Genomic DNA, 14,918 nt, shown 5'->3' on the forward strand with positions numbered 1-14,918 from the left:
CGCAGGATGCGGGCGCGGAAAATACGTTCTACGGGGTTGGTCCCGCAAGCGGGGACAACATCTGGATCGTTCCCCGCAACGGCGACGCCCCGATGGCGGCATCGCTGAGCAGCGTCTCGGCCATGATCGGCCTCAGGGCCATTTCCGCGGTGCCGTTCACGCAGTTGCGCAACAGGATGTCCAGCGCCGAGGCCCCCCGGGGCAATTGCCGCACCCCGTCATCGAGCCGCCGCAGCGCCAGCACACAGACGCGGCTGTCCCCCCGGCGTTCCTCGGCCCACAGATAGGTGCCGATGTCATCCTCGCCACTCAGCAGATCGCCGGGACGGAGCTGCTCAAACGGCGCAGGCAACCCGCCCACGGCCGCGATGAAATCCTCATAGCGCAGCCGCCCCGCGGAGCGGCCATCAAAGGCTTCGGCGCGCAAGGCCATGAAATTGTCACCTGCCATCGCCGTTTCATTGCGCAGGCCGATCCGTTGTTCGACCGACTGGCTCAGCTGCCGCTCCACCACCAGCGTCGGATGCCGCACCGGCACCCAGGCCTGCGACACGGCGACCGCGGTGAACGGGGTCACCTGATCGGTTTCAAGGGCCGCGCGCATCAGCGGAGCCGGCACCAGTTCGCAGGCAGAAACGGTGATAACCGAGATCAACAGTCCCAGCAGGCGCAATCTGGCGCCAAACGCATGAAGAAAGTGAGTGCGTGGCAATGACATATTTTTTCCTGCATCCTGATCAGAGGATATAGTGTTGACCCGTCAGTTCAAATGACAAACGCCGCGTCTATGGCAAAACCTTCTGGGCGGTGACGCCAATATGACACGTCTTGATCAATATCTTGTGTTCCCACCTGCCGACCTACGGTCAATGCTGTAAAATGAAGCATCCGCCGAAGCTGTCGGCATCGCTGAAATCCATGCCTGACGCGGGCCTGGAGCCTTGGGCCTGCGGGCGGCGATGCGCGCCCGACTTGAACCCTTTGCACCCCGGCGGCCTTTGCCCCTCCCGCCCCGTGGAACCCGCCCCCGGTGTCGGCCGGCCCCATGACCTGAGCAGGGGGGACTGGTGCAGCTCTTCTCATCCGCTGCGGTTTCGGCGCAAACTGGCCGCGCGCAGGGCAAAGGATTCGGCATGTATTATCTGGGAATTGACGGCGGCGGCAGCGGCTGCCGGGCCTGCCTGACGGATGCCACCGGGCGGCCGCTGGGCCAGGCAGAGGCAGGCCCCGCCAATATCGCAAGCCATCCCGCCGGTGCCCAGGAAAATCTGACCAGGGTCGCCCAGGCGGCCCTGTCGGGGCACTGTCCGCCGCACGAGGTCTGCGCCGTTTTCGGCGTCGCCGGGGCCAATATTCCGGGCGCCGCAGAAGCCACCCACGCGGCCCTGTCGGCGGCGCTGCCCTTCGCCCGCCTCGCGGTGGTTTCGGATGTCTCTACCGCGCTCACCGGCGCCTTGGGCATGCGCGACGGCATTCTGGCGGCGCTAGGAACCGGGTCGGTCTTTGCCAGTCAGCGCGCGGGCCGGGTGCGGCAGATCGGAGGCTGGGGCTTTTTGCTGGGCGATGAGGGGTCGGGCGCCTGGATGGGCCGTCTTGCGTTGATGCAAGCGCTGCGCGCCCTTGATGGCCATACGCCGCAGACGCCGCTGTTGCAGCGGTTGCTGCACGATTTTCAGGGGGGCGCGGGCATCGTGGAATTTGCCCGCCATGCCGCGCCCGCCGCGATTGCAGCCCTTGTGCCGCAGATTTGCGCGGCACATGCGGAAGATGACCCGGCGGCCGGAAAGATCCTCATGGCGGCGGCGGCCGAAGTGTCGACGAGCATCGGTCTGTTGCAGACCGGACCTGTCCCGCTGCCCGTGGTCCTTACCGGAGGGCTGGCACCGATCTTTCCGGCACTGCTGAAGGAGACATGGCAGATCTTGCCATCACAGGGCAGCGCTCTTGATGGCGCTGTGGCACAGGCACGCGCTCTGGCCGGGGGATAAGGTCGGGAAGCCCGCTGAAGGCTACCCTGTCCGGGAACAGGTTCCGGCTCGGGCACCAGCGCTCAGAGTGCCGCCTGCCCGCGCTCTATCTCGGCCAGCGGGGCAATCAGCTGCATCTGAAAACCTTCGGGCAGATATTGCAGCGTGACCTCGCCCTCAAATTCAGCGGGCAATGCCTCCTCGATCAGGAAGCTGCCAAACCCACGCCGTTCGGGCGCATGCACGGTCGGTCCGCCACGCTCTGACCAATGAAGCTTGAAATCCGCCTCCGCCGGACAGAGACTCCAGCGCACCTCCAGCTCTCCCCCCGGCACGCTCAACGCCCCGTATTTCGCGGCATTGGTCGCCAGTTCATGTACCGCCATCGCCAGCGAAACCACCTGTCCGCGCCCCAGCGCAATCTCGGGCCCGCCGCTGCGGATGGCCCCGACGTTTTGGCGAAACGGCTCCAGCGCGCCTTCAACCACCTGCCCGATGCTGGCGGAAACGTCAAAACTGCTGGCGAGGATGTTTTGCGCCTTGTTCAGCGAGGAGAGACGGCTCTGGATCTTGATATGCGCCTCTTCCAGCGAGGCCGCATTGCGGTGGGTCTGGCTGACCAATGCGGAAATCAGCGCGAAAGTATTGCGCGAGCGATGCATCAGCTCATGGTTGCGCAAATCAATGGCTTCCTTGGCCTTAACGGTATTGGTGGTCTCAATCACCGTGTCGATCATGCCCACGACTTTGCCGGTCTCGTCCCGTACGGGGCTGTAGCAAAAGGTGAAATGCGCCAGTTCCGCATGGCCGTGTCGTTCCAGCCGCAGCGGGAAATCCTCGATAAAGGTGGCCTCGCCCGCCATCGCCCGCGCGCTGATCGGGCCAATTTCGCTCCAGGCTTCTGCCCAGATGGTTTGAAAGCTCTGGCCCAGACAAAAATGCTTGTTGCCCAGAATGGGCACGAAAGCATCATTATAGATGCTGATCAGATCCTCTCCCCAGCACAGACATTTGGGAAAGGCTGAATTTATGATCGTGCTGACGGTGATTTTCAGCGCGGCACCCCAGCCTTCAATCGGCCCGAGAGATGTTTTGCCCCAGTCGAATGCAGCAATGGCAGCGCCCATCTGACCGCCACCCTCCAAAAAACGATGCGCCCCGTCGGACATCTTTTCGTCCCTCTTGGGCTCCGCCAAGCAGCAGCCCGTGACCGATATTCATTCCGTATAGCTGCCATCAAATCGGGGAGCGGGCCAGAGAAATTAACACGCCCGACGCAATCTACTCTACGGCCTGAGTGGCTTATCCGGCGCCCGAAAAAACGCCTAGATTCCCGCAGATTGTGCCGCAGGATCCTCGTGCCGGCTGATCGCCTGGCGAAGCGCTTTTTCCAGCACCTGCGCAGTGAACGGCTTTTCGATGATCACGGCGGGCATGTCCTGCGGCAGCGAGGCACTGTGATAGCCCGTGGCAAAGACAATCGGCACCCCTTGGGCGATCAAATCCTTGCCCAGACCAAAGGACGTCCGGCCATGACTGACGTTGATGTCAAGCAAGGCGAGGTCGGGCACGCCGTCCGCCAGTTTCCGCTCTGCCATTTTCAATGAGTAAGCCATTGAAATATTGGAGAATCCTAAGTCTTTCAGAACTTCTACGGTTTCCATCGCAATGATGGCCTCATCTTCAAGGTAGAGGATCCGCATGTCTGAGGGGGTCCACGTCACTATCGTAATCCACTTCGGTCGCTGTATTCCAAGGTAAGGTGATAACGACACTCAGACCTTCTGGTTCCCAAAAAGATTCAAATTCCCCCTCCAGCGTGCCCTCAATCATCGATCCGATCAACTGCGTGCCAAAACCTTCGTGGGTGGGCGGGGTGGTGGCGGGGCCGCCGGTCTCTTTCCAGCGCAGCACAAACTGCTCGCCGTCGCCTTCGTCGATGCGCGACCAGCGCACCGAAACATGGCCATCGGGCACCGAAAAGGCGCCGTATTTTGCGGCATTGGTCGCCAGCTCATGCACCGCCATCCCGATTGCCAAGGTCGAGCGCGCGTTCAGCCGCAGGGCAGGGCCCCGCAGCGCCACACGGTCCTCGCCGTAGATGCCCGAGAGCTCGGGCTGCAGCACGTCGATCAATGCCGTTGAGGACCAGTTTTCCGCCGTCAGGAGGTTGTGCGTATGGGCGAGCGCGCGGATCCGCTGCGCCAGCGTGTTCAGGATTTCGGAGCTGTCCCCCTTGTCGCGCTGCGCCCGGTTCACCAGGGCAATCACATTCGAGAGCATGTTCTTCACACGGTGCTGCAGCTCGCGCATGATGCGCCGCAGATCCGCCTGCAGCCCGAGCAAACGCGTCACATCGACCACGTTGAAGCCCACGGCGCTGACGCCACCGTCATGGCGCACCGGATACCAGTCGATGTCCCAGATCTGCGCCTTGTCGGGGTCTTCGCGGTCGATGCTGCGAATGCGCTGATGCAGGAGCGGCTGACCGCTTTCGAGCACCGATTGCACCGATTGGGTCGCCGCGACGCCAAGCCCCGGAAGCGCCTCCTCCAGACGCCGCCCGAGCACGGCTTCGGGTGCCAAACCGCTCAGTTCGGCCAGACGGGCATTCACCCGCAGGAAGCGCCCGTTTGCGTCCAGCAAACCCATCGCGACCGGGCTGCCGCGGTAAATCTCTTCGATTTCGGCCGCATTGGCCCGCGCGTCGCTCAGGGCCACTTCGGCCGCCCGCGCGTAATTGGCCACCGCGCTGACGTCAAAGATCGAAAACACCACGCCCGCCGCAGCGCGGTTCGCCGTGCGGTAGACCGCAAAGCGCACCATGACTTCGGCGCTGCTGCCATCAATGGCCTTCAGCGTCATCTCTTCGGATGTGCCGGTCTGGATCACCCGCTCGCAGGCCTTGATCAGCGTCGCCATGTCCAGCCGCGAGCCGATATCGGCCAGATTTCGACCCCGGTCCTGATCGATAAAGCGGAACCAGTTGACGCATTCGGTGGTGAAATTGCGCACCTTCAGATCGAGATCGAGGAAGACCGTGGCGATCTGCGTCGAATCCATGAAGTTTTCCAGATCGGCATTCACTTCCGCCAATTCGCGCAGCTTGCCCTGTAATTCCTCATTCGTGGTCGAGAGCTCTTCATTCGCCGATTGCAGCTCCTCGTTCATCGACATCATTTCCTCGTTCGAGCTTTTCAGCTCTTCATTCGAGGTTTCCAGCTCTTCGACGGTCGAGCGGATGGTCTGGCGCGCCTGATCCAGCTCGGTTTCCAAATGTGCGACATAGGCCTCATCCTGCTTGGTCAACAGCGGCGCTTCCGGCCCCGCGGCGCGGTCGAGCGGCGAGAATGTGATCACCCGTTGCCCGTCAGGCAAACATTCCCCCGCCAGCATCAGCCGGGCCGGCAGGTCAGCGCCGGCCGGGGATTGCACCTCGAGACGGCGCAGACTGCCGTCAGACAGCGCCAGCCCGGTCAGCAGGCGGCGCAGCGGCGCGCTGAGGTCCGGCAGGATCATGTCGCGCACATGCAGGCTTGTCTGGCCCCGCTGCGGTTGCAGATAGGTTTCCGCGCCCGGACCCACATGCATCACCGTTTCGCTTTCGGTGAGCAGGAGGTAGGGCTGCGTGTGATGCGCGAGCAGCACCGCCGCCACCGGCAAGGAAACATCAAGCGGCACCGGCAGCGATTGCGGCGCCGGATCGCGGGTGAAACTGCCCGCGGTCAGGCCGCCACGCGGCAAGGACAAGGCCCGCGCGCTGGCCCGGTCGCGCTGAAACAGCCGGTTTTCGGCATTGATCGGGCGGAACGGATCGCCTTCCATCCGGGCGGATTCCGATGGCCCCAGCAAGAGCCAGCCACCCGGCCGCAGCGCATAGTGGAAAATCCCCAACGCCTGATCCTGAAGGGCTTCATCAAAATAGATCAGCAAATTCCGACAACTGATCAGGTCAAGCTTTGCGAAGGGCGGATCCTTGATCAGGCTCTGGTTGGAAAAGCGCACCGCGTCCCGCAGTTCAGCGCGCACCTCATAGCCCTGGGTCGTGGGGCTGAAATACCGCTCGAGCAGGTCCGCCGGGATTTCGCTGGCAATGGTGTTGGGATAGAGACCGCGGCGCGCCACGGCGAGGGCATCTTCGTCAATATCGGTGCCGAAAATCGCCATTTTGCAATGCAGATTCTGCCGGGTCATCTCCTGATCAAACAGCATCGCCAGCGAATAGGCCTCTTGCCCGGTCGAGCAGCCTGCCACCCAGATGCGCAATTCATCCTCTGGATCGCGCCCCTCCAGCATGGCGGGCACCACCTCGCGCCGCAGGCTTTCAAAGGCGCCGGGGTCGCGGAAGAAGCGGGTGACGTTGATCAGCAGGTTGTTGAGCAGCTTTTCCGCCTCGCCCTGATCCTGCACCAACAGCCGCAGATATTCCTGCGGATCGCCAATCCCCAGCACCGACATCCGCAGCGCCACCCGGCGGCGGATGGTTCCGGGTTTGTAGCCCGAGAAATCATGTCCCAGACGATGGCGCAGAGTGCGGGCGAGTTTGGTGACAAAGGTCGGATCTTCGGCGAGGACCGGCGCGACACTTTGCGAGCGGTCGTGAAAATCGCGCAGCACCGGCATCATCTCGGCAGCCGGGAGCACCATATCCACCGCGCCCGCCGCGAGGGCGGCACGGGGCATGCCGTCATATTTGGCGTCGCGAGGCTCTTGCGCGAAGACCAGACCACCTGCCGCCTTGATCGAGCGCACGCCGAGGCTGCCGTCACTGCCGGTGCCCGACAGGATGATTGCCGCCGAGCGGGGCCCGTGTTCGCGGGCCAAAGCTTCGAGAAAATCATCAATGGGGCGGCGCAGGCCCCGCGGCTCCTCAAACGGCACAAGGCGCAGCTGCAGCCCCTCAAGGTCGAGACCATAGGCGGGGGGGATCAGATAGACCTGACCTTTTTCGACCCGCATGCCATCGGTGATCACCTGCACGGGCAGGGAACTGTGACGGCCCAGCAGCTCCGGCAACAGGCTTTGATGGTCAGGATCGAGGTGCTGCACCAGGATCAGCGCAAAATCATCGGCCGGATTCAGGCTCGCCAACAGCGTCTGGAAGGCCTCCAGCCCGCCCGCAGAAGCACCCACGCCCAGCAGGACAAACGCGCCGTCGCCTTTGGGGTCGGTATCGGGGGCCATGGGGGAGGTCGGGTCAGCCATGTGTCAATCTTTCGGAAGTCTGTGCAGTTCGCTATCATCGGCCTGTCGGCGCAAAAGCAAGAAAAGCATCACCATGCCATCAGAGAAGATCCGATCCATTTTCCGCCGCTCCCCCATCGCGTTGAGCCTTGTCGATTTACAGGCCGCCGACCAGCCGCTGATCCTGATCAATGCGGCTTTCACCGCCTTGACCGGCTATGAGGCCAGCGAGATTATCGGCCGCAACTGTCGCTTTTTGGGGCGGCCGGACGAAAATTTCAATAGCCGCGCCGAACTGCGTGCCGCCACGCATGCGGGACAGGAGGTGCAGGTCGTGCTCAGGAACTACCGCAAGGACGGTTCCAGATTTGACAATCTGTTGATTCTGCATCCGGTCGGCGGCAGCGGACCGGGCACCCCGCATATGCTGGGCACCCAGTTCGCGATGCGGCAATCGCCTGACGTCACCGGCCGCGCCGAACGCCATCTGAGCTTGTTTCTGACGGCGCTGGACGAGATGGACCAACGCGCCGAGCGGCTGATCATGTCGCAACGCCGCCAGATCGCCGAGACCACCGCGCAACTTTTGCGCGGCTGGTCGCCCAAGCCCTGAGGTGAGCACCGGCTGCATTCAGTTCAGCCGGGCCGCTCCGCGCGGGCCTGCGATCAGCCAGATCACCAGACCCAGAACCGGCAGGATCAGGATCAGCAGGGACCAGCCGACCTTCGCGCCGGTGCTTGCCGAAGAATTGACGACCGAAACGATCGCCCAAATGTCGAGTGCCAGGATGAGCAGGCCCCAAAGCCCCGAAAGTCCGAACATATTGAACTGCATCTTTTTATCCTTTGCATAGCTGTCAGCGAAAGAACGCGATGCTGGCGCGCGGGGTTCCACGCCGGTTGCGGAATTTACGGCACCGCAACGACAGGCCGGGGGAGCCACAAGCGTCGGCGCCGCGCCCCCCGGAGACGCCCCGCAAGCGCCCAGAGGCGCCCCAATGGCGCAACGTGAAAAACCGGCCCCGCGACACTGCGCGGGGCCGGTGATCTCTTCTCATGTGGCACTGTCAGTTGCGTGCCACGGGTTTAATGTATCAGCCTTCGTATTCCGGCATGGCTTTCAGCTGGTCTTTGGTGTCACCAACATAGACGCGCAGCTCGTCACCTTCGGCAGCTTTCACGATGTTGATGTCACCGATCGGCAGGGCCACCGGCTTTTCGCCCAGGCCAAGGAAACCACCCACGTCGATCACGGCTTCGGTGATCTGACCGTTGCCATCCAGCAAGAGCTTGCCAACCTCACCGATTTTCGCATTGTCGCTGCCGTAAACAGCGGTGCCGGTCAGGTTCTCGGCGGTCATTTCTTCCGGAGCTGCAGCCACATAACCCTCAGGCGGGGTCATTGCCATCGTCGAACCGGTCGCATCCGCTGCCGGCGCGGTCATGTCGGTCGAGGCCGTCGCATCCGCGGTGGTGGTTGCCGAAGCGTCCGGCATCGTGGTCGCCGCGTTGTCGTTGGCCATGTCCCCCGGAACCGGCGCTTCTGCCGCCGGATCGGTGGCCATCGGCGCATCGGTTTGGGCCATGTCGGTCGTCGCGGCATCCGTCATCGGCGCGTCGGTCGCGGCTGCGTCCGCCATCTTGTCGTCATAGGCCGGGGCGGCTTTCAGTGCCTCCTCATTGGCGGTCATCACCAGGAAGTAGTCGTTGGCATCATCCGGGGTGCTGGCATCGGCCACGAATTTGATCGAACCCATGTTCACGGCAACCTGATGTTCGCCCATCCCGAGGAAACCGCCGATGTCGACCAGGACCGCGTCAACGGTGCCATTGCGCGACAGCAGGACATCGTTGATTTCACCGACGTCGTTCCAACCGTCTTGCTGGCCGTCAACCTCGGCGCTCGCCATCTCTGCATCGCTTGCATAGACGCGTTTACCGATGAAATCCGACGCATGAATCTCCGTCGCATCCGTGGTGGTGCGGAACAGTTCCGGCGCGGCCTGGGCCTGCGCCATGAACGCGGTAGCACCGAGAATGGCGGTAGAAATCATAAGCTTTTTCATGGTATTATCCTCCGTTAGTGGTAATCGCGGTGTGTGTGCCGCAGCTGGTCAGTCAACCCGCAACCGGCAGGAGAGTTCCGCTAAAAATTAGGTTTCTCGTCCGGGCCTGCGCCGGAACCCAAAACTGGGCGGAGAACCGCCGTCGCGGCGGCATTCTGGGCGGCGCCTTGCGCAAGGATCTGTGCGCCGAGGGCGGCAAAGCCGTCACCATCGCCAGCTTCGGGACCCGCAAGGGTGGAAAACTGGACGCCCCGCGCAAGGTAATGCGCGGCGATGGCCTGACTGAAATGCGTCAGGGCCGCCCCGGCGGCGGCCTGCGCGGTCTGGCTCTCGACAGTGCGGTCCGCCGCGCGATTGTCATCGGACACGGCTCCTTCGGACATGGGACTTACGGGCGCGCTGCTTGCGGGCGCGGTGATGAAAACCACCTGACCGCCGCCATTGCGCACCATGTGCGGCACCAGCGCCCGGGCCGTCCGCATCGCCGACATGAAGGTGCTTTCCCACGGTTCCTGCCAATCGGCATCGCTGAGTTGCAACGGATCGCGGGAACCGCTGCGCGGCGGGGCATGACTTTTGGCGGGCGTGTGGATGAGCAGATCGCATCCGCCCTGCGCGACAATCTCTTCGGCCAGGCATTCAACCTGCGCATTGCGCCGCAAATCCGCGAGGTGACAGCCCACGGGACCGGGCAAGCTTCGCGCCGCGTGGCTCAGACGCAGCACACTGTTGTCGGTCAGCTGCACCCGCATGCCCGCCCGCAACAGCACGCGGGCGATGCCCAGACCGGTGTCTCCTGCACCTGCGATCAGGGCCACGGGCGCGGGCTGGCCCTCCGGCCGGCCGCGCGCCCTCGATGCCCGGCTAGGGGCTGGCTGCAGATCGTTGCGGGGATGAGACGGCGACGGAACCGACGATGCGGGCATGAACTGTCCTCCGAATTGCATAGGGGCGTAATGCAGGGGAGTTCCAAAGGTTCCGGCACCAAAATTGCGGCGGCGGATTGCCGCCGCTTTGGGGGTCAGGTCCGGGCGGGCAGAGCGTTGCGCGGTGCCTGTTGCCCCTATGCCTGCGAGGTCGCCACGCGCCGCGCAGCCGTCGCGCCAAAGCCGGTGGCGGGGCGCAGCTCGGTCATCATGGATTGCGTCACTTGCCACAAGAGTGCGGGCAATGGGCTGTCACCCTCCAGCCGCAGCACAGGCGCCTGTTGCACCGCCAGCCACTCCTCATGCCGCCGCCGGTTGCGCCCGGCAAAGCGCGGATTGTCGTATTCGGCCGCCCAGGCGATAAAGGCGCGGTGGATGCCGTGCATATCGCCGCCAGGCTCGATGCGCGCGCCATAGCGCTCGGCCTCGCGGGCGCGGATGCGGGCGATGCGGAGCGGGGTGGGCGTTTGCAGATAAACCACCAGATCGACATCCCCGATCAGCGGATCGCCCCAGCCATCAAAGGCCCCGCTGAGCACCCATCCGCCCTGCGCCTGACGCGCGGAAATCAGCGCGCAGCGTTCGGCCACCGGGCGTTTATGGGTATAGGGCGGGTCCGTTGGCTGCCAGTAATAGGTGTCACAATCGATGTGGGTCAGCCCATAGTGGCGGGCAATCTCTGCGCCGAGGGTGGTCACACCCGCCCCGGCAGCGCCTGTCAGATAAATCTTGCGATGGATGTCGCGCGGCATACTGACCTCGTTGTGCAAACGATTCACCCCAGCCTACGCCCCCGCCGCAATAGTGCAAGATGCAGTTGCAGCATTTCCAATGCTGCTCTGCGAAATTCCGGCGTTTTAGCGGGCAGAACGGGTTTTACCTGACGCCCCGCAATGGTATCGGGATGCCGGGCAGGGCGCCGGGGCCTTTGCCATACCGGATCCGGAGAGCCGAGAGATGACAGTGGAACAACGCGCGAAACTGGTGCCTTCCGAGGTGTTCGAGCGGCTGAAGGCCGCCGCCGCCGAGCGGATCCTGATCCTGGATGGCGCGATGGGCACGCAGATTCAGGCGCTCACCCTGACCGAGGATGACTTTACCGGACACAGCCATGGCCATGCGCAGGGCGGCGGTTGCGGCTGTCACATCCATTCCGAGCATCCGCAGCAGGGCAATAATGACCTGCTGATCCTGACCCAGCCCGAGGCCATCGAAGACATCCACTACCGCTATGCCATAGCGGGGGCGGATATCGTCGAGACCAACACTTTCTCCTCCACCTCGATCGCCCAGGCCGATTACGGCATGGAGGACAAGGTCTATGACCTGAACTTCCACGGCGCGCGCCTTGTGCGCCAGGCGCTCGACCGTGCCACCGCCGAGGATGGCCGCCCGCGTTTTGTCGCGGGCGCGCTGGGGCCGACCAACCGCACCGCCTCGATCAGCCCGGATGTGAACAACCCCGGCTACCGCGCCGTCAGCTTTGACGATCTGCGCATTGCCTATGGCGAGCAGTTGCGCGGGCTGATCGACGGCGGCGCCGACATCATCCTGATCGAGACGATCTTCGACACGCTGAACGCGAAAGCGGCGATTTTCGCCTGCGAAGAGGCGTTTGAGCGTACCGGCATCCGCATGCCGGTGATGATCTCGGGCACGATCACCGATCTCTCGGGCCGCACCCTCTCGGGGCAGACCCCGACCGCGTTTTGGTATTCGCTGCGCCATGCGAACCCGGTGACCATCGGGCTGAACTGCGCGCTCGGGGCCAATGCGATGCGCGCGCATCTGGCGGAACTCTCCGGCGTCGCCGAGACGCTGATCTGCGCCTATCCGAATGCCGGGCTGCCGAATGAATTCGGGCAATATGACGAAAGTCCCGAGTTCATGGCCGAGCAGATCGAGGAATTCGCCCGCGAAGGTCTGGTGAATGTGGTCGGCGGTTGCTGCGGCTCGACCCCCGACCATATCCGCGCGATTGCGAAGGCGGTGGCGAAATATCCGCCGCGCCCGATCCCGGAACTGCCGAAACAGATGCGTCTGTCGGGGCTCGAACCCTTCACCCTGACGCCCGAGATCCCCTTTGTGAACGTGGGCGAGCGCACGAATGTCACCGGCTCGGCCAAATTCCGCAAGCTGATCACCAATGGCGATTATGCCGCCGCCCTCGTGGTGGCGCGCGATCAGGTGGAGAACGGCGCGCAGATCATCGATGTGAACATGGATGAGGGGCTGATCGACAGCCAGCGCGCCATGGTCGAATATCTGAACCTGATCGCCGCCGAGCCGGATATTGCCCGAGTGCCGGTGATGATCGACAGCTCGAAATGGGAGATCATCGAGGCGGGCCTGAAATGCGTTCAGGGCAAGCCGGTGGTCAACTCCATCTCGATGAAAGAGGGCGAAACGGCCTTCCTGCATTACGCGCGGCTCTGTCGTGCCTATGGCGCCGCCGTGGTGGTCATGGCCTTTGACGAACAGGGCCAGGCCGATACCGAGGCGCGCAAGGTCGAGATCTGCACCCGCGCTTATAAGTTGCTGACCGAGGAGGTGGGGTTCCCGCCGGAAGACATCATCTTTGACCCCAACGTCTTTGCCGTGGCAACGGGGATCGAGGAGCACAACAATTATGGCGTCGATTTCATCGGCGCCACCCGCCGGATCATCGAGACCCTGCCGCATGTGCATATCTCGGGCGGCATCTCGAACCTGTCGTTCAGCTTCCGCGGCAATGAGCCGGTGCGCGAGGCGATGCACGCGGTCTTCCTCTATCATGCGATTCAGGTCGGCATGGATATGGGGATCGTCAATGCCGGGCAGCTCGCGGTCTATGACAGCATCGACCCCGAGCTGCGCGAAGCCTGCGAAGATGTGGTGCTGAACCGGACCCCGGCGGCGGGCGGCGACGCGACCGAGCGGCTGTTGGAGATTGCCGAGAAGTTCAAGGGCACCGGCGCGCGCGAGGCGAAAGAGCGCGACCTCGGCTGGCGCGACTGGTCGGTGGAAAAGCGGCTGGAACATGCGCTGGTCAATGGCATCACCGAGTTTATCGATGCCGATACCGAAGAGGCGCGGTTGGGCGCCGAGCGGCCCTTGCATGTCATCGAAGGCCCGCTGATGGCCGGGATGAATGTGGTGGGCGATCTCTTCGGTGCCGGGAAAATGTTCCTGCCGCAGGTGGTGAAATCCGCCCGGGTGATGAAACAGGCGGTGGCGGTTCTCCTGCCCTACATGGAAGAGGAAAAGCGGCTGAACGGTGGCGAAGGCCGTGAAACTGCGGGCAAAATCCTGATGGCGACGGTGAAGGGCGATGTGCATGACATCGGCAAGAACATCGTCGGCGTTGTGCTCGCCTGCAACAATTACGAGATCATCGACCTTGGCGTCATGGTCCCGGCGAGCAAGATCCTTGAGACCGCCAAGCGCGAGAATGTCGATATCATCGGCCTCTCCGGTCTGATCACCCCCTCGCTTGACGAGATGGTGCATATGGCCGCCGAGATGGAGCGCGAGGGGTTCGACATTCCGCTCTTGATTGGCGGCGCCACCACCAGCCGGGTGCATACGGCGGTCAAGATCAACCCGCGCTACACCCGCGGGCAGGCGGTCTATGTGACCGATGCCAGCCGCGCGGTGGGCGTGGCCTCGGCGCTGCTGCAGCCCGAGGGCAAGGCCGCCTATATCGAGGGCATCCGCGCCGAATATGCCGAAGTGGCCGAGAAACATGCCGCCGCCGAGCTCGCGAAAAAGCGGTTGCCGCTGGAGGCTGCACGGGCCAATGCGTTGCAGCTCGATTGGTCGGCCTATACTGCGAAAACCCCGTCTTTCCTTGGCACCAAGGTGTTTGAGGATTGGGATCTGGCAGAGCTTGCGCGCTATATCGACTGGACGCCCTTCTTCCAGACCTGGGAGCTGAAGGGGGTTTATCCGCGCATTCTGGAGGATGAAAAGCAGGGCGAGGCCGCCCGCGCGCTTTTTGCGGATGCGCAGGCAATGCTGGCGCAGATCATCGCCGAGAAATGGTTCCAGCCGCGCGCCGTGGTCGGCTTCTGGCCCGCGAATGCGGTTGGCGACGACATCCGGCTCTTCACCGGCGAGGACCGCGAACACGATCTGGCCACGCTGCACACGCTCCGCCAGCAGGTGACGAAACGCGATGGCCGCCCGAATGTGGCGCTCTCGGATTTCGTGGCGCCCTTGGGGCAGCCCGATTACGTCGGCGGCTTTGTGGTCACTGCCGGGATCGAGGAACAGGCCATTGCCGAGCGGTTCGAGCGGGCGAATGACGATTATTCCGCCATTCTGGTCAAGGCTCTGGCCGACCGTTTCGCCGAGGCCTTTGCCGAGCGGATGCATGAATTGGTGCGGCGCGAGCTTTGGGGGTACGGCGCCGATGAGACCTTCGCGCCGGAGGAACTGGCGGCCGAACCTTATAAAGGCATCCGTCCGGCCCCGGGCTATCCGGCGCAACCCGATCACACGGAAAAGACCACGCTTTTCCGTCTGCTCGATGCCGAAGCGACAACCGGGGTGAAGCTCACCGAAGGCATGGCGATGTGGCCCGGCTCGTCTGTGTCCGGCCTCTATATCGGGCATCCCGAGAGCTATTATTTCGGCGTCGCCAAGGTCGAGCGCGATCAGGCGGTGGATTATGCCGCCCGCAAAGGGATGAGCCTGACCGAGGCTGAGCGCTGGCTGGCACCAATCCTGAACTATGTGCCGGTGGCCTCCGAGTAACATCCCCAGAACCCCCGTTCCGCCCGGAGCGGGGGTTT

11 protein-coding genes are annotated in these 14,918 nt (G+C 63.4%); 3 read left to right on the forward strand and 8 right to left on the reverse strand.

Translation table 11 applies throughout. The features are described 5' to 3' along the window. Positions 1-28: 28 nt before the first annotated feature. Entirely contained in the window at positions 29-604 is a 576-nt protein-coding gene (locus tag ACEN2S_RS15075) for a hypothetical protein (RefSeq protein ID WP_441867246.1), read from the reverse strand. Positions 605-1,133: 529 nt separating this feature from the next. On the opposite strand from ACEN2S_RS15075, the gene ACEN2S_RS15080 reads away from it, so the two are divergent. Beyond that, a complete protein-coding gene (locus ACEN2S_RS15080; RefSeq protein ID WP_441867248.1) occupies positions 1,134-1,988 on the forward strand; it encodes a BadF/BadG/BcrA/BcrD ATPase family protein in 855 nt (284 codons plus the stop codon). A 62-nt stretch (positions 1,989-2,050) separates the two neighbouring features. On the opposite strand, the gene ACEN2S_RS15085 is transcribed toward ACEN2S_RS15080, so the two are convergent. The 3 genes from ACEN2S_RS15085 to ACEN2S_RS15095 all read right to left on the reverse strand — a co-directional run bounded on the left by ACEN2S_RS15085 (position 2,051) and on the right by ACEN2S_RS15095 (position 7,172). Beyond that, complete coding sequence (locus ACEN2S_RS15085; protein WP_441867251.1) at positions 2,051-3,094, reverse strand: HWE histidine kinase domain-containing protein; 1,044 nt, start codon at positions 3,092-3,094, stop codon at positions 2,051-2,053. A gap of 198 nt (positions 3,095-3,292) precedes the next feature. Further along, a complete protein-coding gene (locus ACEN2S_RS15090) occupies positions 3,293-3,670 on the reverse strand; it encodes a response regulator (protein ID WP_441867254.1) in 378 nt (125 codons plus the stop codon). Further along, positions 3,651-7,172, reverse strand: coding sequence for a CheR family methyltransferase (locus ACEN2S_RS15095; protein WP_441867257.1), 3,522 nt, complete (start codon positions 7,170-7,172; stop codon positions 3,651-3,653). Before ACEN2S_RS15095 ends, ACEN2S_RS15090 begins: the two co-directional genes overlap by 20 nt. Between ACEN2S_RS15095 and ACEN2S_RS15100 the strand changes: the two genes are divergently transcribed. Then, positions 7,150-7,764: a PAS domain-containing protein gene (locus tag ACEN2S_RS15100; protein ID WP_441867260.1), complete on the forward strand. Its 615-nt coding sequence runs from the start codon at positions 7,150-7,152 to the stop codon at positions 7,762-7,764. The genes ACEN2S_RS15095 and ACEN2S_RS15100 overlap by 23 nt on opposite strands. Positions 7,765-7,782: 18 nt before the next feature. Here ACEN2S_RS15100 and ACEN2S_RS15105 read toward each other — a convergent pair whose 3' ends face one another. The 4 genes from ACEN2S_RS15105 to ACEN2S_RS15120 all read right to left on the reverse strand — a co-directional run bounded on the left by ACEN2S_RS15105 (position 7,783) and on the right by ACEN2S_RS15120 (position 10,895). After that, positions 7,783-7,986 carry a PLD nuclease N-terminal domain-containing protein gene (locus ACEN2S_RS15105; protein ID WP_441867263.1) on the reverse strand — a complete coding sequence of 68 codons (204 nt, stop codon included), beginning with the start codon at positions 7,984-7,986 and terminating at the stop codon, positions 7,783-7,785. Between the two features lie 259 nt (positions 7,987-8,245). Further along, positions 8,246-9,217, reverse strand: a complete 972-nt coding sequence (locus tag ACEN2S_RS15110; protein WP_441867266.1) for a PRC-barrel domain-containing protein — start codon at positions 9,215-9,217, stop codon at positions 8,246-8,248. 80 nt (positions 9,218-9,297) lie between these two features. Then, complete coding sequence (locus ACEN2S_RS15115) at positions 9,298-10,035, reverse strand: SDR family NAD(P)-dependent oxidoreductase (RefSeq protein ID WP_441867269.1); 738 nt, start codon at positions 10,033-10,035, stop codon at positions 9,298-9,300. Between the two features lie 245 nt (positions 10,036-10,280). Beyond that, positions 10,281-10,895 carry an adenylate kinase gene (locus ACEN2S_RS15120; protein WP_441867272.1) on the reverse strand — a complete coding sequence of 205 codons (615 nt, stop codon included), beginning with the start codon at positions 10,893-10,895 and terminating at the stop codon, positions 10,281-10,283. 205 nt (positions 10,896-11,100) lie between these two features. Here ACEN2S_RS15120 and metH point away from each other — a divergent pair, with 205 nt between their 5' ends. Beyond that, positions 11,101-14,880 carry a methionine synthase gene (metH, locus tag ACEN2S_RS15125; protein ID WP_441867275.1) on the forward strand — a complete coding sequence of 1,260 codons (3,780 nt, stop codon included), beginning with the start codon at positions 11,101-11,103 and terminating at the stop codon, positions 14,878-14,880. Positions 14,881-14,918 lie beyond the last annotated feature (38 nt).

This window comes from Phaeovulum sp. W22_SRMD_FR3 (assembly GCF_052113705.1).
GTDB lineage: Bacteria > Pseudomonadota > Alphaproteobacteria > Rhodobacterales > Rhodobacteraceae > JBGQOG01.